This is a genomic window from Dongia sp. agr-C8 (assembly GCF_054658695.1).
In genome coordinates this window covers 619,896-638,639 of record NZ_BAAGHZ010000001.1, presented here as the reverse complement: position 1 = coordinate 638,639, position 18,744 = coordinate 619,896, and the positions used below count along the sequence as shown (strand labels likewise).

Sequence of the window (18,744 nt, the reverse complement as noted above, 5' to 3'; positions counted from 1 at the left end):
GCATGCGCCGGATCATCCAGTTCGGAACCAGCCGGTTCCTGCAGGCGCATGCCGACCTGTTCGTGCACCAGGCGAGGCTCGCGGGCCAGGACGTCGGTCCGATCGCCGTGGTGAAGACCACAAGCGGCGGCGATCGCGCCGGCCGCATCGCGGCGCTGAAGAGCGGCCGACCCTATCCGGTCCGCATCCGCGGCCTCGAAGACGGCAAGACCATCGATGAGACGATCGAGGTCGCCAGCATCGATCGGGCCTACGAGGCGGACCAAGAATGGCCTGATGTATTGCGCTGCTTCGCCGAACAGGCGGAGATCGCGATCTCCAATGTCGCCGAGCGCGGTTACGAGCTCAACCCCGCCGACGCGGCGCATGACTATGCCGGGACCCAGCCGCCGGCGAGCTTTCCCGCCAAGGTGCTGGCGCTGCTGCTGGCGCGGCATCGCGCCGGCGGCAAGCCGCTGCTGTTCCTGCCGACCGAGCTCATCTCCAACAACGGCCGGGTGCTGAGCGGCATCCTGCAGGAGCTCGCCAAGACGACCGGTCAGAGCGCGGGTTTTCGCGACTGGATGGCACAGGCGGTCACCTTCCCGGACACCTTGGTGGATCGCATCGTCGCCCAGCCGATCGAGCCGATCGGCGCCGTGGCCGAGCCCTATGCGCTCTGGGCGATCCGCAAGGGCGGGTTCGATTTCCTCGACCATCGCGACGTCAAGCTGGTGGACGATCTCGAGCCCTATGCGCGGCTGAAGCTGCATATTCTCAACCTGGGCCACACCGTGCTCACCGAAGGCTGGATGAAGCGCGGCGCGCCGGAAGGCGAGCTGGTGCGGCAGATCATCGACGGTACCGACGATGCAAAGCGCCTGATGGAGATCTACTGGAACGAGGTGCTGCCGGGCTTCGCCCGCCGCGGCATGGAGGAGCAAGCACAGCGCTATGTCGCGACCACCCTGGAGCGGTTCCGCAATCCGTTCTTGGAGCATCGCCTTTCGGACATCGCGCAGAACCATGCGGTGAAGAAGGTGAACCGGATCGCCGCCTTCATCGACTGGGTCAGGGAGCGCGATCCCGATTTCGGCACACCGCGGCTCGAAGCCCTGATCTCCCGCTAGGCGCTGCGGCCGGCTATTGCTCCGGCATCAGGTCGCGGAAGGCCTTGGCGGCGCCATTGCCCGGCTCCGCGCCGTCGGCGCGGCAATGGGCCAGGACCAGCTCCCAGCAGATCGGCTCCTCGGAGAGCTCGGCGACCGCGATCTTCGGCTGCCGCATCTCCGCGATGGTCTCCGGGAGCAGGGCAACCCCCAGCCCGCGGCTGACGAGATCGATGATCGTCTCGATATCAGTCACGTCGAACACGGTCCGCCGATGCAAACCGGCTTTTCCGAACGCACGATCGATCAGTGGCCGCGTCCCCCAGCCAATCTCGAAGTCGACGAAGGCATGGTTCGCCAGCTCCCGCAAGGTTACGTCGGTCCGCCCGGCCAGCGGATGATGCGGCGGCGTGGCGACCACGAGATCCTCGCAGGCAATGATCCTGGTCGAGATATCGTCGGGCGGATCGAGCAGCGGCAGGAAGGCAAGATCGAGCCGACCGGCGCGAAGGTGCTCCATCAGGCCAAGAGCGTCGCCCTGGCGCAGCCGCACCTCGATCCCCGGATGCACCGCGTGAAACCGCGAGATCAACGACGCCAGATCGAGAAAAGCCGGCAGGCTGTGCACCGTTCCGAGCGAGAGCGATCCGGACCGCAACCCTTCGATGGCCGCGACCTTCTCCCGGCCAAGGTCGATGACCCGCAAGACCTCGCGCGCCGTTTCGAGCAGCGCGCGGCCCGCCGGTGTCAACTGAACCTGCCGCGTGCTGCGCACGAAGAGCCGGGCTTGAAGTTCTTCTTCGAGACTTCGGATAGAAGTGGACAGCGCCGACTGGACGATATGCACGCGCTCGGCCGCGCGACTGAAGTTCAACTCCTCGGCCACCGCGATGAAGTGCTGGATATGACGGAGCTCCATGGTCCCACGCCAGTCTCTTATCGTCCGAGTAGATGGAATCGATCTCTATTATCACTTGGACCGAAAGGCAAGGCCTCTCCTATTGTTGAATCACATCGGAATGATTGACGACGGCGCCCGAGAAGCGTCGCGGGGATCAATTTTTCACACCTCAGGAAGTGCAGGGGCATTCAGTGGTTCAGAGATTGCAAGGCAAGGTGGCAGTCATTACCGGCGCGAGCGCCGGGATCGGTCGGGCGACGGCGCGCGCGCTGGCGCGCGAGGGCGCAAGTCTGGTGCTGACCGCGCGCCGCGAAGACCGCTTGAAGGGCCTGATCGAAGAAGCGCGCGCCAGCGGCGCGAAGGGCGTCGCGGTCGTGGGCGATGCCCGCGAGGAAGCGACGGCACTACAGGCCGTTGAAGCCGCGAAGGCCGCCTTCGGCCGCATCGATTTCCTGATCAACAACGTGGGCGTCGGCAACTACAAGAAGCTGGTCGACACCAGCCTCGCCGACTATGTCGAGATGTTCGACGGCAATGTCCGCTCGACCTTTCTGTTTGCCCGCCACGTCGCCCCGGTGATGATCGCCCAAGGCGAGGGCACGATCCTGATGGTGTCCTCGATGGCCGGAGTCTATGGCTTTCCAGGCGAGGCGGTCTATTGCGCGACCAAGTTCGCGCAGGTCGGTTTCGCCCAGGCGCTCGACAAGGAACTCCGCCCGCACGGAATCAAGGTCGGTGCGATCTGCCCGGGCGGGGTGAAAACGGAGTTCGCGCTCGGCAAGGGCCGTACCGAAGACAGTGTCCGCGAGTCTAAGATGCTGGAATCCGAGGACGTGGCGGAAGCCATCCTGTTCGCCTGCACGCAACCGAAGGCGTCGCGGATCATCCAGATCCAGATGCGGACCATGGCTGAAGCACTCGCATAGGCGCGTCGACCGGCCGGCGAAGGCGGTCGACGCTGTTTTGAAGATCGCAGCGATTTCAGCGCGCGGCGTGGCCGCGCGAATGATCTCGTGCGCCCATGATCAAGTCGGCCTGGGCGCACGGATGGGGAGAGGCCGCCGGCACCGATGCCGGTCCGACAAGAAACCGAAAGGGAGAACGATTATGAAGTATACCGGTCTCATCATCGCCGCGGGCACCGCCATCGGCATGATGATCGCCAGTGCCGCGATGGCACAGGAGAAGCCGAAGCTCGCCTTCGTCGTCAACGGGCCTTCGGACTTCTGGAAGATCGCCGAGGCGGGCGTGCGAAAGGCCCAGAAGGAGCTGCCGGACTACGAGCTGCTGTTCCAGTATCCGGAGCGTGCCGACGCTGCCATCCAGCAGCGGTTGCTCGACGACCTGCTGGCGGCAGGCGTCGGTTCGGTGGCGGTCTCCGCCCTGGACCCCAAGACTCAGCTCGATGCGCTCAACAAGGTCGGCGCGCAGGTTCCGCTGTTCACCTTCGACAGCGATGCCCCGACGTCGAAGCGGGTCGCCTATATCGGCTCCTCGAACACCGATCTCGGCAAGAACGCCGGAGAGATCGCCGTGAAGGCGATGCCGCAAGGCGGCAAGTGCATGGGCTTCGTCGGCAACACCGGGTCCGACAATGCGCGCGAGCGCATCGAAGGCTTCAAGCAGGTGGCCGGCGCGCACAATATCGAAATGGTCGATGTCCGCACCGACGATCACGACCAGGCCCGGGCCCGCGCCAATGTCGACGATACGCTGGTGGCGCATCCCGAGATCAACTGCATGGTCGGCTTCTACTCGTACAATCCACCGCGGATCTACGAGTCTCTGCGCGACGCTGGCAAGCTCGGCAAGATCACCGTGGTCGCCTTCGATGAAGACCCGATCACCCTCGGCGCCGTCAAGGAAGGCTCCTTCGCCGGGACCGTGGTGCAGCAGCCGTTCGAATGGGGCTATCAAGGCATGAAGCTGATGGCCGCCTATCTCAAGGGCGATAAGTCGGGTGTGCCCGCGGACGGGCTCATCATCATCCCCGGCATCGTCGTCACCAAGGACAACGTGGACAAGTTCCAGGCCGACTTCCAGGCCAAGCTGAAAGAGTAGTGGAGCCTGACCCGCGGCAGACGCACCTCCCGCGGCCGCGGGTCCTTTTCCTGGATTGACCAGTGCCTTTGACCACCTTGTCTTCCGCCCCAGTCGTCCAACCGGAGCCGTTCCTCCGGCTGAAGGGCATCGCCAAGTCCTATCCCGGCGTGACGGCACTCGCCGGCTGCTCCGCCGAGCTGCGCGCCGGCGAGGTCGTCGGGCTGGTCGGCGAGAACGGCGCGGGCAAGTCCACGCTGATGAAAATCCTGGGCGGGGTGATCTCCCCCGACAAGGGCAGCATCGAAATCGACGGCAAGGAACGAGCGGCGCTGACCGTGGCGGACTCGATGGCAGCCGGCATCGCCTTCGTCCACCAGGAACTCAACCTGTTCGACAATCTGGACGTCGCCGCCAATGTGTTCATCGGCCGCGAACCCTATCGATACGGCCCGCTGCGCATCATCGACACGAAGCGGCTGCATCGGATGGTGCAGCCCTATCTCGAGAAGCTCGGGGCGAACTTCGGCGCGCATGCGCCGGTCGCCCGTCTTTCGCTCGCCCAGCGCCAGATGGTGGAGATCGCCAAGGCGCTCAGCCTGAACGCGAGGCTGGTCATCCTCGACGAGCCGACGTCGAGCCTGCCGATCGCGGAGACCGGTCGCCTGCTAAAATTGATCGCCGCCCTGAAGGCCAGCGGGATCGCCGTCATGCTGGTATCGCATCGCCTGACCGAGATCGTCGAGGCCTGCGATCGCATCATGGTGCTGCGCGACGGCCATCTGGTCGGACAGCTGGAAGGCGACGCCATCAGCCATGACACGATGGTGAAGCTCATGGTCGGCCGCGACCTCAAGGTCGCCTATGCGGACCCGGCACAGCCGCGCGGCGCCGCGGTCATGTCGATACGCAACTTCCGCACCCGCGCCTTTCCCGCCAGCGAAGTATCCCTCGATCTTCATCGGGGGGAGATCCTGGGCCTGGCCGGCCTGGTCGGCGCAGGCCGCACCGAGCTGGCCCATGCGCTGTTCGGCGTCGATCGCAACGAAGGCGGCGAGATCTTCCTCGAAGAGCAGCCGGTGCGATTTGCCGGGGCCGCCGACGCGGTCAAGGCCGGCGTCTTCCTGGTGCCCGAGGACCGCAAGGGGATGGGCCTGCTGCTCGACCTGACGATGGCCGAGAACGTCACGCTGCCGAATCTCCACGCCTATGCCAAGGGGAACCTGGTCTCGACCGAGGCCCAGCGGCGACGCGCCGAACGCAGCCGGAGCGAACTCGACATCCGTGCGCCGAGCGTGACGGTGCGCACCGGCGCACTCTCCGGCGGCAACCAGCAGAAGATCGTGCTGGCGAAATGGCTGGCCATGGCGCCCAGGGCCATCATCCTCGACGAACCGACCCGCGGCATCGATATCGGCGCCAAGTCCGAGATCTATCGGCTGATGCGCGCGCTCGCAGATGCCGGCGTCGCCGTCCTGATGATCTCCTCCGACATGGAAGAGGTGATCGGCGTCTCCGACCGGGTTGCGGTCATGCACCAGGGGCGCATCACGGGCATTCTCGCCCGCAAGATGTGCAGCGAAGAGAACATTCTGCGGCTTGCGGTCGGCGGAATTGCCGGGGGCGCCCGGCCGGGCAGCACAACTGGGGACTGACGGATGCTGAGCTTCAAGAAGGATATCGGGCTGCTGGTGTTGATCGTGGTCGTCGGTGCCGTGGTGGCGCTGATCAATCCGCGCTTTCTCTCCCCGATCAACATTGCCAATACCGCCAACCTGGTGGGCCTGTTCGGCATGTTCTCGATCGCCCAGGCTTTCGTCATCATCACCGGCGGAATCGAGCTGTCGGTGGGATCGATGATCGCACTGCTCGGCGTTGTCTTTGTCGATCTCATTGCCGTGGAAGGTGTGCCCTGGCCGCTGGCCGCCCTGCTCATGGTCGCGATCGGGGTGGCAATGGGCTTCGTCCACGCCTTGCTCATCACCAAGAAGCGGATGCAGCCTTTCGTCGTCACCCTGTGCGGCTTGCTGATCTACCGTGGTCTGGCGCGCTTCTACACCCAGGACGCCACCGCGGGGTTTCCGTTCGGGGTGCGGTTCGAGACGCTGGAATACATCACCACCGGGCGAACCGATCTGGTGGCGATCCTGTCCGACGGCGCCTACAGCTCAATCCCGATTCCGCATGCCTTCTTCTTCATGCTGCTGCTCGCCGCAATGATGTGGATCGTGCTCCACCGGACCGTGTTCGGGCGATATCTCTACGCGGTCGGCAAGAACGAGGAGGCCGCGCGATTCTCCGGGATTCGTACCCACCGCGTCATCATCGCCGCCTATGTCATCTGCGCCGCCCTGACCGCGATATCGGCCATATTCCTCGCCATGTACACCCGCTCGATCCTGCCGAGCTCACACGGAAACTTCTATGAGCTCTACGCCATTGCCGCGGCCGTGCTCGGCGGATTTTCGCTGCGGGGCGGCGAAGGTTCGATCATCGGTGTCGTGCTCGGCGCCATTCTGCTCCAGGTGCTGCAAAACCTGGTCAATCTGCTCGGCATCCCCTCCTCGCTGAATTTCGCGGTCAGCGGCTCGGTGATCCTGATCGGTGTCCTGGCCGACCAGGAGTATTCCGATTTCCGCGAACGCCGCGAGCGCAGGCGCAGCCGCCTGGCCGCGGAACACCAGAGGGAAGCGTCGGAGCCGGCCGCTTGATCGGACAATGGACCAGCAGGGCGTTGCGTGACGTCAAGCCGGTGGCCGATCTCGAGCCCTATGCGCGGCCGGGGTGCTGGCGGCTACGGCTACTCGATCTTCGGGTTCCTGCCGCGGCGTTCGACGATGCCGCCGGCGACGCCGTCGAAGTCCCGCCGCTGGTCGTTGTATTCCCAGAGGCCGAAGCCGGGATCCGGGGGCGGCGTCCCCGGCGCCCAGGCGTGCCCGAAGGTGAGGAGCAGCCGTCGCCCGTTGACGATGATGGGGATCGCCGCGTCTTCGGTGGATGTGCCATAGGCATTGGCGTAATAGCCGTCATCGTCATACGCGCCGCCAAGGAACGGCACGCCAAACGGCAGTGAATAGACATGATCGCCGGTATTCGGGTAGCGCATCCCGTCCATGGGCTGCTCGGGATAGCCGTCGATCGCCAGGTCGTAAGGCGAGTTGCCGCGGGGGTGATCGAGCCAGGGTGCGACCAGCCCCTGCACATCGCCGCCGGCACCGAGTGCCGAGATGATCGGATCGACCGCCCGGCGCAAAGCGGGGTCAACGTCACCCTCGCCCTTGGGACCGAACCAGCGGCCGATGAACTCCGGCTGATATATGATCGACAGCCCGCAGAAGGGACCGTCTATGCTGGGGTCGACGGAGATCAGGTCCAGGCGGTAGCTGAGATCGGTGCCGTAGATCTTGGGCCTGAACATCGCCGGATAGGCGCGGCCATCGACCCGCAGGACGCCAAAGGTCGAGGGATTGCAGTCCGATTCCCAGCCCCATCCTAGCCGCAGCCGGTCCTGGTCGAGCGCGATCACCTGCACCGTCGGGCAATGCGCGCTGCCTTGCGTGCCGGCGAGCGCGATGAAGCCGCCATCCTCGCGGTGATCGTAGAGCTGCAGCCAACCCCAGCAGAGCAGACGATCATCGTCTTCAAGATGGCCCGCGATGCTCGCAGCGAGGCCTCCTGTCGGAGCCAATCCGCGAAGGATTTGCAATCGGTACCCTTGGCATTGTCGTCGCGCTTCGGGCCGATGACTGCGTTCAGGAATCGCCCATCACCCCAATCTTCGGTCGCTTCAGGATGTTGCGCGGCCAGGATTTGCAGCTCCGCGCGCAGGCGGTCGCAGGGCGTGTGGGCCGCTGCGCCGGCCGCCAGAGCGAACTGGAGCAGGATCAGGCCGCCGGCGATGCCGTTCTCACTCTTCATCCAGGCGTCCCGGTTCTTCGGTCGGGATCAGAAACACCTCAGCGCTGGCCCGCGCCCCGAGGGCGTCGGTGACCTCGATCTCGGCGAAGCCGGCGCCGTCGGGAATCCAGTCGGCGTCGCCGCGCCGCCCGGACGTCGCGAGCGGCCGGCCGTTCACCATCCAGGTCAAGGGCTGCCGGCCGCCGGTCGCCCGCAAGGCCAGCGGCAGGATTCTCTCCGCCGCATCCTCCAGCGGCACCCGGCTGCCGTCCGGCGGGAAAGCGATGTGCAGATTGCGCAAGGCGGCGCTGCTTTCGGCGATCGGATCCGGGGTATCGAAGCGGCGCAGGCCTTCCGGCAGTGCGCTGGTCGGGCCGGCAATGATTTCGGGCGGCGGCGTCTTGGGCGGATCGAGGGACGGCGGCAGCAGATCGACGGCGCCGAACAGGATCGGCGCTGCCGCTTCGATGCCGACGCATGCGCTGCAAGGCGTCCCATCCGGCCGCCCGACCCAGATGCCGATCGTGTAGTCGCCGGTGAAGCCCAAGGCCCAGGCGTCGCGATAGCCGTAGGAGGTGCCGGTCTTGTAGCCGATCGCCGCATGCTGGCGCTCATCGGCATCGGCATAGCCGGGGGGCGGTGGCACGCCTTCGAGGATCCGCGCGACATACCAGGCCGCGGCCTCATCCATGAAGCGCGCACCGTCGCTGCTGGCTGCATTCGGTGTCACGCGCAGCGGCCGCACCATCCCGCCATTGGGGATCGCCGCGTAGAGCATAGCGAGTTCCTTGAGGTCGATGCCGACGCCGCCCAAGGCCAGCGGGAGGGTGGCCGGGCCCTGTCCGCGGTTGAAAGCGAGGGTGACGCCGGCCTGCCGCAAGGCCGCGTCGAAGCTGCCGGCGCCGATCCGGTCGAGCACGGCGACCGCCGGCACGTTCAGCGAATGCTGCAGCGCCTCGCGCACCGTGACCTCGCCGTGATAGCCGTCGTCGAAATTGCGCGGGATGTAGCCGGCGAAGTCGCGCGGCGCGTCGTCGATCAAGGTGTCGGGATGCACCACCAGCCGGTCGAAGCCGAGACCGTAGATGAAGGGCTTCAAGGTCGAGCCCGGCGAGCGGGTCGCCGAGGCCATGTCGATCATGCCGAAGCGATCGGCGTCAAAGTAATCCGCGCCGCCGGCATAGGCGACGACCGCGAGCGTCGGATTGTGCACGACGATCGCAGCGGTGCCGACCCGGCCGCCGAATTGCGCCACGCTGCGGCGAAGCAGCGCTTCGAGCTGCTCCTGAAGGCCGGCATCGAGCGTGGTCGCAATTTCGCCGCCGCGCGTCTTGGCCGCGAGCTGCTCGGCGAGATGCGGCGCCAGGAAAGGCAGCGGCAATCGTCCGCTCGGGACCGGCGCGACCCGGGCGCGTTCCAAAGCCGCGGCATCGATCACACCGCGCGCCGCGACCCGCTCCAGCACGGCATTGCGGGCGGCGCGAGCCGCCGCGGGGAAGCGATCCGGCCGCAGCCCCTCCGGATCGCGCGGCAGGGCGACCAGCAACGCCGCCTCGGCCTCGGTCAGGCGCGTGGGCTCCTTGCCGAAATAAGCGAGCGAGGCCGCGCGCACCCCTTCGAGATTGCCGCCATAGGGAATCAAGGTGAGATAAGTGGCGAGAATCTCCCGCTTGGAGAAACGCGCTTCGAGCTGCAGCGCGCGCGCCATTTCGATCGCCTTGGCACCGAGGGTGCGCGGCCGCGGCTCCAGCAGCTTCGCGGTCTGCATGGTGATGGTCGAGGCGCCGGACACCACGCGGCCCTGCGCGATCCACTGCCCAAGCGCGCGGGCAAGCGCCAGCGGATCGACGCCGAAGTGGGTCTCGTAGCGCCGGTCTTCGTAGGCGAGCAGCATCTTCAGATAGAGCGGGTCCACCGCCTCGGGATCGGCCGGGAGGCGCCAGGTTCCGTCGGCGGTGGTGAAGGCCCGCAGCAGCACGCCCTTGCGGTCATCGACCACCGTGGAGCGCGTCAGGTAGCGCGTGAGATCCGGCGGACAGAGCCGGTCGGCCAGGACGGCCAGCAGGACGAGCGCGAGGCCGAAACCGCCCACGCCCGCCAGCCATTTCCGCCAATGCACGCCGCCCAGCCGCATGCTCAGTCGGCCAGGATCTTCAGGTGCTCGGCCGGGCCGCGGCTGAAGACATTCGGCCGATAGAGATCCTCGACATAGATGCCGGGGATGACGTAGTCGCCGGGCGTCACCGCGCGGACCATGTAAGCCATGCGGAATTGCCCGCGATAACGCCAATAATAGCGACTGATGTCGGCGGTCGCGACGAAGCGGTCTTCGCGATACTCCTTCTGCTGCAGCCGGCTGAGCTCGTCGAGCCAGGCGAGGTCCTCGGTCCGCTTGCCGGCGTCGAGCGGCACGTTCTGGATCTCGAGCCCGGCCGGCAGCATGTCGGCAACGGTGGTCTGGCCGCCCTCCTCGTTCAGCCGGCGGCCTTCGATGATCACCACCAGCAGATCGTTCTGCTTGATCGCGGTGAGATCGACGTCGTTGCCGAAGCGATCGACGATCCGGCGCTTGATGTCGAAACCGTTCTCCACAGCCGGCAGCTCGCCGAGCGGATTGCCGACCGCCGAGACCGAGAGGTAGAGCGGCGCATCGCCGTCGTTGTGCAGGGTCGCGAGCAGGTCGCGCGCATCGGCCTCGCCGTCGAAGCGGCGGAACACCGGCTGGCGGCTGGCCTTGTCCCCCGCTGGCTCGCCGTCGAGGCTCACGGCGATCGGCGCCGCCATGGCGCGTAGGTCGTTGGAGAGATAGAGCAGCCAGGCGAGCTCCTGGGCGCTCATGATCCGGGTCTCGGCCGCTTCCTTGGCCAGCGCGACTGCCAGCGCGGTAATCCGGTTGCGATCGACCACGCCGCTCTCGGCCATGAGCGCGATGACCGCGGCGCGATCGCGGATCGGCGAGGCATAATCGTCGAGGCTGCGCCCGCTGACGCCGCCGACCAGGGTCAGCAAGTCGTGGTCGGAATTGTCGAGCGCATCGAAGGCGAGCTTGGCGGATTCGAGATCCCCAAGCCGCGCCAGCGCCGCGCCGATCTGAGCGCGGGCCAAGGCGGTCGGCAGGTCCTTGCCCTTCGCCTCGAAGAAGCGGCGCAGGCGCCCCGCGTCCATGGCATGGGCACGGGCCAGCACATAATAAGCATAGGCCTCGACACCGAGATCATGATCGGAGTTACGGTCCTGGGCGACGAAGCGGGTCATCCAGCGGATGCCGCGGCTATAGGCGAGGCTGGGCACCTCGAAACCCTGCTCGCGAGCGCGGGTCATGAAGTCGAGTACATAGCCGGTCAGCCATTCCTCCTCGGCTTCGTCCAGATACCACCAGCCGGGCGCAAACGTGCCGCGCGCCACCTGATAGCCGAGGATGTCACGGATGCCTTCCTCCATCCGCGCCTTCTGCTTCGCCTTGTCGCCGAGGCCGAGCTGCTGGTAGACGTCGCCGTTGTAGAGCAGCGGCACGTAGCGGCTCACCACATTCGAGCACCACCAGTAGGGATCGCGGCTGAGCGTGCCCACCAGGCCCGGGGCGTCGAAGTCCGGCACCGAGCTGACCGTGAGGTTGAGCCGCGCCGTGTCGCGGAACATGCCGGCGGCGGCCGCCCAGTCGAGCTTGAAGTCGGCGCCGGGCGGAAGGGTCGCGATCTGCCGCTTGATGTCGATCGGGTTCTGCGGCCGGACCGCGATATGCCAGTTCCGCACCAGGCTGAAGCCGTCGGGACCGGTCACTTCCAGCTGCAGCTTGCCGTCACCCGGCCCGCTGGCAACCAGGCCGAAGGCGGCACGCAAGGCGTCGCCCTGGCCGAGCCGGATCGGCGTCGCCGCGGACGGCCGTCCTAATGCGCCGACCGGGCCGTCGGTCACCAGCTTGGCAAAATAATCACCCGGCTTGGCGTCGAGATTGGTGAGGCTGAGCACCGCCGTCGAGTGATCGCCGGGTGCCAGATAGAGCGGCAGCGCAAGCTCCGCCACCATCGGCGCGCGGACCGTGAGCATCCGCTCCATGCCGCCGACCTTGGTGGTACTCCAAGCTTCCACCATCAATCGGAGGCGACCGTTGAAATCCGGCAGCTCCAGGGGAATCCGCGCCTTGCCGTCCTTATCGACCGTGACGATGCCGGAATAAAGCGCCACAACCTCGGTATTGCGCTTGGGCGCATTGCCGAGCTGGCGCGATTGCGGCGCCGCGTCGCCGCCGCTGCGCACCGTCCCGGCCTTGGCGCCGAGCGGGTCGATCAGCGTGCTGTAGAGGTCGCGGATATCGACGCCCAGGCGCTGCTTGCCGAAGAAATAGTCGAGCGGATCCGGTGTCTGATAGGCGGTGAGCTGCAGCACGCCGTCATCGACCGCCGAGAGCACGACATGAACGGCCTCTCCCGGCGCGGCGCCCTGGACGGAAACCGGCACCGTCAACGTCTGGCGCGGCGTCACCACTTCCGGCAGGTCGACGGCGACGTCGAGCCGGTTCACCTTCGGGTCGATCGGCAGCCAGTAGGTCCCGATCGCGCGGCGCGGCAGGCGGGTCTGCTTGCCGTCCGGCGCGGCAAAGGCGGTGGCGACCATATAGATCCCGGCACGGGCATCCTCCGGAATATCGAATGACACATCGGCGCCAGCCGCGCTGATCTTGCGGCTGAAGCTGCGCCGGACGCCGCGATCGACCAGGCTGAACAGCACGTCGGCGTCATAAGGCGGCTTGACGAACAGCCGGGTGGTTTCGCCCGGCGCAAAGACGGCGCGATCGCTCGAGAGCGAAACCTGGTCCGGCGCCCGCGCGCTGCGGCCGGTATCGCCCCACCAGCCGGCGTAGAAAGCGACGCTGCTCACCACGCCGCTGTCCTGGTCGAAGACCTCAAAGCGGAATTGTCCATTGCCGACCTCATGGGAAAGCTCGATCGGCTGATCGGCGGCGATATCGATCACGCCGCCGGCCAAAGCCGGCGAATCCCGCTCCACCCGCTGCCAGTCCCAGTCGCCGTTGATGCTCTGGTATTCGCGCCATTCGTAGAAGACTTCGTAGAGCACCCAGGTCAGACCCTTCCGCGCGATGCGCTGACCGCTGGGATCGACCGCGATCACGCTGAAGCCGGCGACGCTGTCGCCACCGATATAATCGGAGTCGAAGTTCGGCTTGATGCCGATGGCATAAGGATGGCTCTCGACCGGCAGAGTCATCGACTTCTCGACCGGGCGCCCGCCGATATCGAACAGGCTGGCATGGACGACGGCCTCGAGAGGCTGGCTGGTGGCGGGCAAGGCCGGCAGGGTGAACTGGGTATCCGACTTGCCCTCGCCGTCGGTCTTGAACTTGACCGGATCGACCTGGACCGGCGGGGTGCCACGGTCCTGTTCCTCGCCGAACTGGTAGTCGGCGAAGGAGGGATAGGGCTTGGCCGCCCGCCGCAGCACCACCGAGAGCTCGCCGTTGAGATCGGCGGCCGGAGCGCCGTAGAGGAAGCGCGCGGCGACATCGATGTCGACCGGCTGGTCTTTGGCGACGATCCTGGCTGGCGAGGTGAGATCGAACTCGATCCGCGGCGGGACGAAATCGGCGACCTGGAAGCTCACCGAGCCGATCCCCTCGCCTTCCGAGGTCGCCTGCGCCGTAACGGTCCATTGCCCGCTCTTGGCCGAGACCGCGAAGGGCAAATCCAGCCGATAACCGCCGCCGCCCTGGTCGGTGAGGTTGTGGCTCTCGACCTCGGTGCCGGTGGGATCTAGCAGCTTGGCGATCAGCGGCAGGTGCTCGACGGCCCGGCCGTGGTCATCGCGCAAGAGGAGCGTCACATGCGCGGTCTCGCCGGGGCGATAGATGCCGCGCTCGGAGAAGGCGAGGACGTCGAGCGGTCCGGGCAGCGGCCGCCCGCCGACACCGCGGTCGGAGAGGTCGAGCGCAGGCCCTTCCAGGCCGATATAGGAGAACTCGCCCTTGCCGCCATAGGCATAGATCGCGGCGGCGCGGTTGCCGCCCTTGCCGCGCAGCATGCCGGGCGCGAAGCGGGCGAAGCCCTGCCGGTCGCTGCGGGCGCGCGACAGGATCTTGTTGTTGCGCGCGATCAGGACGACGTCGACATCGGCCAGCGGCTGTGTCGTCTTCAGCGAGCGCACCTGGACCAGCGCCCCGTCATCGCCGACGAAGCTCGACAGCCCCAGATCGGAGACCACGAACCACTGATTGGCCGGCTTTTTTCGGTAGTCGTCCTCATTGCGCAACGCCACGCCATCGGCCGAGAGGATGGTCGCGAAGTAAAGCCCGGGCCGCAGCTTACCGACGGTCTGGGTCAGCGGCAAAGCCGTCACGACCGGCCGGTTCGGGACCTTCTCGACCGCGAGATCGCCCTCCCAGACCAGCTCGCCCTGGGATTCGCCGACCGTCAGCGCCGTCCACCAATCGCCGAAACCACTGCTCTGGACCCGGTCGATCAGGTTGCGGTCGTTGATCCGGGCGATGGCGATATGGACCGAGGCGACATTGACGGTCTGGATCGGCAGGCCCTTGCTGTCCAGGCGCGGCAACACCGTGCCGTTGGAGGCGAAGATGACGCTCGGGCGCATGCTGCCCACCTTGACCTCATGCTCCTCCGCGGTCTCCAGCTTGCCGCCAACCCCCGGCAGGCCGCTCAGCAGGCGGATCTTGTAGGTTTCGCCATGCAGCAGGCCCTCGATGCACAAGGTGCTGTCGCGCACCGAGGCGGCGATCGCCACCTGCGGCTCGACCGCAACGAAATTCTCCAGGTTGAGCTTCGGCGATCGGTCGAGCGGCCGGTTGAAGGTGAAACAGGCCTCGGCGGTCGCCCGCTCCGAGATCACCTGCAGCTCGGTGCTGCGCAGCGCGTTCGACGAATCCACCATCTTCCCGTCGGTGCTGCTGGATTCGAAACGGATGATGATGTCGGGATCGGCCACGGCGGGGGTTGCGGCAAGCAAGGCGAGGAAGGTCAGCAGCGAGGCGAGCAGGCGGAAACCGCGCATGGGTGCTCCGGCGGGCAAGGGGTTGGGTGTCTGGTAAAGGAATACAACTGTCGCGGACAAGGCGCGACAACAGAATGTGCCACCCCAGCCGAAAGGCTGGCGGGACAAGGCAAACAGGCGCAGTCTGGGCACGGGGATGGGTCCGCGAATTTGGTCGCGGCCCTATCTACACCATATGATTGTGACGGATTTTAGGCCGACCGGCCGCCAATGCCGGATTCCGTCGCGGACCTCAAGCCTGAGCGAGGGCGTCCAGGCTCTCCGGCAGGATCTGGCCGCCGTCCACGATGATGGTCTGGCCGGTGATGTAGGCGGCTTCCTTGGAGGCGAAAAACAAGGCGGCGTGGCCGATGTCGTCGACATGGCCGAGGCGCTTCAGCGGCACCGAGGCGGCCATGCTCTTCTGATAGGCCTCGCCCAGCTCGGCCAGGCCTTCGGTCACGATGTTGCCGGGCAGCACCGCGTTGACCGTGATGCCGTATTTCGCGAGCTCGATACAGGCGGTGCGCATGAAGCCCAATTGCCCGGCCTTGGTCGCGCCGTAATGCGACCAGCCGGGGAAGCCAGTCACCGGGCCGGTGATCGAGGAGGTGATCACCACCCTGCCCTGCTGGCTTTTCTTCAGGTAGGGCACGCAGGCCTGCACCGACAGGAAGCAGCCCTTCAAGTTGATGGCGAAGGTGTCGTCCCATTGCTGGACCGACATCTCCTCGAGCTTCACCTGCGGGAAGACGCCGGCATTGGCGCAAAGCACGTCGATGCCGCCGTAGCGCTCGTTCGCCGCCTTGGCCATCGCCGCCATGTCCTCGGGCTTGGTCACGTCGGCCGCGAAGCCGGAGGCCCCGTTGCCGAACTCCTTGGCGACCGCCTCGGCTTCCTTCAGGTTGCGCGAGACCGCCAGGACCCTGGCGCCGCCGTCTCTCGCGAAGACCCGGGCGATGCCCTTGCCGATGCCCTTGGTGGCGCCGGTGACGATGACGGATTTTCCTTGCAGCGATGACGTGGCCATGGCGTGTCTCCCCTAGCTGGTTTTCTCGGCGCGGCGGCGGCGCCACAACAGGATCAGCGCATAAGCGCCGATCAGCAGGACTGCCGCGCCCACGGTGTTGACCGTACCCAGGACCGGCACGCCGGGCGTATAGCCGGCGACCATCTTGGCGTAGAGATATTCCGGGATCGTGGTGTCCGCGCCGGTCGTGTAGAGCGACAGCGGGAAGTTGCCCCAGGAAAGCAGGAAAGCGAAGAGTGCGCCGGAGAAGATGCCGGGGAACAGCACCGGGAAGGTCACCTCGCGGAACACCTGCCAGCGAGTGGCACCGAGATCGAAGGCCGCCTCCTCGAGCGCCGGATCGAAGCTGTAGACCTGGATCGAGATCACCAGGGTCACGACGGGGATGATCCAGACCAGATGGGCAAAGACCGCGCTTTTCCAGGAGAGATCGAGACCAAGGGCGTTGAACCAGAGCAGCAGCGCCAGGCCGAGCACCGATTGCGGAAAGAAGATCGGCAGCAGCACGATCTTCTGGTAGAGCGAGCGCCCCCGCCAGTCGTAGCGCGCAAAGGCGAGCGCCCCGAAGAGGCCGATCACCACGGCGATGACGGTGACGCATAGGGCAATGGAGATCGAGGTATCGAACAGCGCGTGGACCTCCAGCGAGTCGAAGGTCTTCTTCCACCAATCGGTCCCCCAACGGGGGATCGGGAAGATGAAGTAGCGGCTGGCGGTCAGCGAAGCCAACAGCAGACAGAGCGCAGGGAGATAGAGGAAGACGATGACCGTCGCGGTCCAGACCCAGATCAGGGAGGTGCGCCAGCGCTGCTGCATCGCTCAGCGCCTCCCCAGGATGGCGTCGAGATCGAAACGCCGCAGCACCGCCAGCACCAGGCCGCCGATCACGATCATCAGCAGGCAGGAGAGCGCCGCCCCGAGCGGCCAGTTCTGCGCATAGGTGAAGGCGATCTCGATGTCATGGGTGATCGGGATGACCTGCTGGCCGCCCAGCACCTTCGCCTCGGCGATGGCGCCGACCGCCAGGACAAAGGAGAGCAGCACGCCGATGATGATCCCCGGCATCGAGAGCGGCAGGTCGACCTCGCGGAACACCTGCCACCGGGTGGCGCCCATGTCGAAGGCCGCCTCGCGGGTCTCGTTCGGGACCATGCTGATCCCCAGCGTCATCGGGAACAGCATGAACGGCAGATAGACATAGACCATGCCGAAGACGATGATCCCGCGGGTGAAGAGCCAGGAATCGAGTTCGACGCCGAACCAGGACTTCAAGGTGCCGAGCAGGACGCCGCTCTTGATGAAGAACAGCACCCAGCCGTAGAGCCGGACGTTCTCCGAGACGAAGAGCGGGATGGTGAAGACCAGGGTCAAGAGTGGCGACCACCTGCCGAAGACGCGCGCGAGACCGAGCGCCACCGGATAGCAGACCAGCGCCAGGACCACGATCGTGGCGAAGGCGAGGGCCAGCGACCACAGGAACGAGATATAGGCCGTGCTCTCGAAGATATCGGCATAGTTCGCCAGGGTCGGCGCGTGCAGCAGGCCGAAGGTCCGGGGCGGCATCAGGCTGAAGCCGATCACCGCGAGCAGCGGCGCGGCAAAGCCGACCAGCAGGAAAATGATCAGCGGCAGCGCCGCGCGCGGTCCCGGCCCCAGCCTCCCACCCAAAGGCACGCTGCGCGCCATCAGTCGTTCACCAGGATGGCGTCGCGGGCGTCCCAGCCGATCAGCACCTCGTCGTCGAGCTTGCCGGCAAAAGCCTGCTGCCGCAGCTTCTCGACGATGAAGACGTGCTCGCCCACGCGCACCTGGTACTGGATGCGGGAACCGAGGGCGTATTCGTTGTAGACGCGGCCGACCAGGCAATTCTCGGCCTCGCCGCGGTTCGCCAGGAAGCGCAGGAACTCGGGGCGGACCACCAGGTGGCCGCTGGTGAAGCCGCCGAGCGGCGCCGGCGAAGTGAACTCGGTCCCGAACGCATCGGCCGCGAGCCTGCCGTTCGCCCCGGCGGTCACCGCGATCACGTTGACGTCGCCGATGAACTCGGAGACGAAGCGGTCCTTGGGTGCGGTATAGATCTGGTTGGGTGTGCCGACCTGAACCATCTCGCCGGCGCGCATGACGCCGATGCGATCGCTCATCACCATCGCCTCTTCCAAACTGTGGGTGATGTAGATGAACGTCTTGCCGGTCTCGCGGTGGATGTCCTTCAGCTCCTTCTCCAGGGTCTTGCGGAGCTTGTAATCGATCGCGGACAGGGGTTCGTCGAAGAACAGGATCTCCGGGTCATAGGCGAGCGCGCGGGCGAGGGCCACCCGCTGGCGCTCGCCGCCGGAGCACTTGGTCACGCTCTTGCCGTAGTAGTCCTCGGGCAGGCGCAGCTGGCGCATCAATTCCAGCGCCCGCTCCTTGCGCTTCAGGGGATCGACGCCGCGGATCTTCATCGGGAACTCGATGTTCTGCCCGACCGTGCGATGCGGGAACAGTGCCAGCGACTGGAACACCATGCAGGTCGGCCGGCGGTTGGCCGGCACGTCGTTGATCCGCGTGCCCCGGAGGATGATATCGCCGCTGGTCGGCATCTCCATCCCCGCCAGCATCCGGATCATCGTGGTCTTGCCGCTGCCCGACGGGCCGACGATGGTGAAGAACTCGCCCTCGGCGATCTCGAGGTCGATCCGCTTCACGGCGGCGAAGCCGCCGAAGACCTTCTCCAGGGCTTTGAGCTGAAGGATGGGAGGGCGCGTATTCATGAACCGCTTCCGAACTCAAACCATTCTGCTGCT

Annotated in this window: 13 protein-coding genes; 5 read left to right on the top strand and 8 right to left on the bottom strand. The window is 66.3% G+C overall.

Features of this window, described 5'->3' with window-relative positions; translation table 11 throughout:
• Nucleotides 1–2: 2 nt before the first annotated feature.
• Entirely contained in the window at nt 3–1,109 is a 1,107-nt protein-coding gene (locus ACYQ4T_RS02855) for a mannitol dehydrogenase family protein (protein ID WP_459850675.1), read from the top strand.
• Nucleotides 1,110–1,122: 13 nt separating this feature from the next.
• On the opposite strand, the gene ACYQ4T_RS02850 is transcribed toward ACYQ4T_RS02855, so the two are convergent.
• A complete protein-coding gene (locus ACYQ4T_RS02850) occupies nt 1,123–2,007 on the bottom strand; it encodes a LysR family transcriptional regulator (RefSeq protein WP_459850673.1) in 885 nt (294 codons plus the stop codon).
• A gap of 104 nt (nt 2,008–2,111) precedes the next feature.
• Here ACYQ4T_RS02850 and ACYQ4T_RS02845 point away from each other — a divergent pair, with 104 nt between their 5' ends.
• The 4 genes from ACYQ4T_RS02845 to ACYQ4T_RS02830 all read left to right on the top strand — a co-directional run bounded on the left by ACYQ4T_RS02845 (nt 2,112) and on the right by ACYQ4T_RS02830 (nt 6,740).
• Nucleotides 2,112–2,915: an SDR family oxidoreductase gene (locus ACYQ4T_RS02845; protein ID WP_459850671.1), complete on the top strand. Its 804-nt coding sequence runs from the start codon at nt 2,112–2,114 to the stop codon at nt 2,913–2,915.
• Nucleotides 2,916–3,096: 181 nt separating this feature from the next.
• On the top strand, nt 3,097–4,050 hold the full coding sequence (locus tag ACYQ4T_RS02840; RefSeq protein WP_459850669.1) for a sugar-binding protein: 954 nt from the start codon (nt 3,097–3,099) through the stop codon (nt 4,048–4,050).
• A gap of 62 nt (nt 4,051–4,112) precedes the next feature.
• On the top strand, nt 4,113–5,684 hold the full coding sequence (locus ACYQ4T_RS02835; protein ID WP_459850667.1) for a sugar ABC transporter ATP-binding protein: 1,572 nt from the start codon (nt 4,113–4,115) through the stop codon (nt 5,682–5,684).
• A 3-nt stretch (nt 5,685–5,687) separates the two neighbouring features.
• Nucleotides 5,688–6,740, top strand: coding sequence for an ABC transporter permease (locus ACYQ4T_RS02830; RefSeq protein WP_459850665.1), 1,053 nt, complete (start codon nt 5,688–5,690; stop codon nt 6,738–6,740).
• Nucleotides 6,741–6,829: 89 nt separating this feature from the next.
• Here the strand turns inward: ACYQ4T_RS02830 and ACYQ4T_RS02825 are convergent, their stop codons facing one another.
• From ACYQ4T_RS02825 to ACYQ4T_RS02795, 7 genes are all read right to left on the bottom strand, one after another.
• Entirely contained in the window at nt 6,830–7,717 is an 888-nt protein-coding gene (locus ACYQ4T_RS02825; protein ID WP_459850663.1) for a hypothetical protein, read from the bottom strand.
• A gap of 219 nt (nt 7,718–7,936) precedes the next feature.
• Complete coding sequence (pbpC, locus tag ACYQ4T_RS02820; protein WP_459850661.1) at nt 7,937–10,060, bottom strand: penicillin-binding protein 1C; 2,124 nt, start codon at nt 10,058–10,060, stop codon at nt 7,937–7,939.
• A 2-nt stretch (nt 10,061–10,062) separates the two neighbouring features.
• Nucleotides 10,063–14,949 carry an alpha-2-macroglobulin family protein gene (locus ACYQ4T_RS02815; protein WP_459850659.1) on the bottom strand — a complete coding sequence of 1,629 codons (4,887 nt, stop codon included), beginning with the start codon at nt 14,947–14,949 and terminating at the stop codon, nt 10,063–10,065.
• A gap of 232 nt (nt 14,950–15,181) precedes the next feature.
• Complete coding sequence (gene fabG / locus ACYQ4T_RS02810; protein WP_459850657.1) at nt 15,182–15,958, bottom strand: 3-oxoacyl-ACP reductase FabG; 777 nt, start codon at nt 15,956–15,958, stop codon at nt 15,182–15,184.
• 12 nt (nt 15,959–15,970) lie between these two features.
• Nucleotides 15,971–16,774: an ABC transporter permease gene (locus ACYQ4T_RS02805; RefSeq protein ID WP_459850655.1), complete on the bottom strand. Its 804-nt coding sequence runs from the start codon at nt 16,772–16,774 to the stop codon at nt 15,971–15,973.
• Nucleotides 16,775–16,777: 3 nt separating this feature from the next.
• A complete protein-coding gene (locus ACYQ4T_RS02800; RefSeq protein WP_459850653.1) occupies nt 16,778–17,644 on the bottom strand; it encodes an ABC transporter permease in 867 nt (288 codons plus the stop codon).
• Complete coding sequence (locus ACYQ4T_RS02795) at nt 17,644–18,711, bottom strand: ABC transporter ATP-binding protein (RefSeq protein ID WP_459850651.1); 1,068 nt, start codon at nt 18,709–18,711, stop codon at nt 17,644–17,646. Before ACYQ4T_RS02795 ends, ACYQ4T_RS02800 begins: the two co-directional genes overlap by 1 nt.
• Between the last annotated feature and the right edge of the window lie 33 nt (nt 18,712–18,744).

Excerpts from the sequence above, each read along its gene's own strand:
- ACYQ4T_RS02805 (WP_459850655.1), bottom strand. The coding sequence starts at position 16,774 with ATGCAGCAGCGCTGGCGCACCTCCCTGATCTGGGTCTGGACCGCGACG.
- ACYQ4T_RS02795 (WP_459850651.1), bottom strand. The coding sequence starts at position 18,711 with ATGAATACGCGCCCTCCCATCCTTCAGCTCAAAGCCCTGGAGAAGGTC.
- pbpC (WP_459850661.1), bottom strand. The coding sequence starts at position 10,060 with ATGCGGCTGGGCGGCGTGCATTGGCGGAAATGGCTGGCGGGCGTGGGC.
- fabG (WP_459850657.1), bottom strand. The coding sequence starts at position 15,958 with ATGGCCACGTCATCGCTGCAAGGAAAATCCGTCATCGTCACCGGCGCC.
- ACYQ4T_RS02800 (WP_459850653.1), bottom strand. The coding sequence starts at position 17,644 with ATGGCGCGCAGCGTGCCTTTGGGTGGGAGGCTGGGGCCGGGACCGCGC.
- ACYQ4T_RS02840 (WP_459850669.1), top strand. The coding sequence starts at position 3,097 with ATGAAGTATACCGGTCTCATCATCGCCGCGGGCACCGCCATCGGCATG.
- ACYQ4T_RS02855 (WP_459850675.1), top strand. The coding sequence starts at position 3 with ATGCGCCGGATCATCCAGTTCGGAACCAGCCGGTTCCTGCAGGCGCAT.
- ACYQ4T_RS02830 (WP_459850665.1), top strand. The coding sequence starts at position 5,688 with ATGCTGAGCTTCAAGAAGGATATCGGGCTGCTGGTGTTGATCGTGGTC.
- ACYQ4T_RS02815 (WP_459850659.1), bottom strand. The coding sequence starts at position 14,949 with ATGCGCGGTTTCCGCCTGCTCGCCTCGCTGCTGACCTTCCTCGCCTTG.
- ACYQ4T_RS02850 (WP_459850673.1), bottom strand. The coding sequence starts at position 2,007 with ATGGAGCTCCGTCATATCCAGCACTTCATCGCGGTGGCCGAGGAGTTG.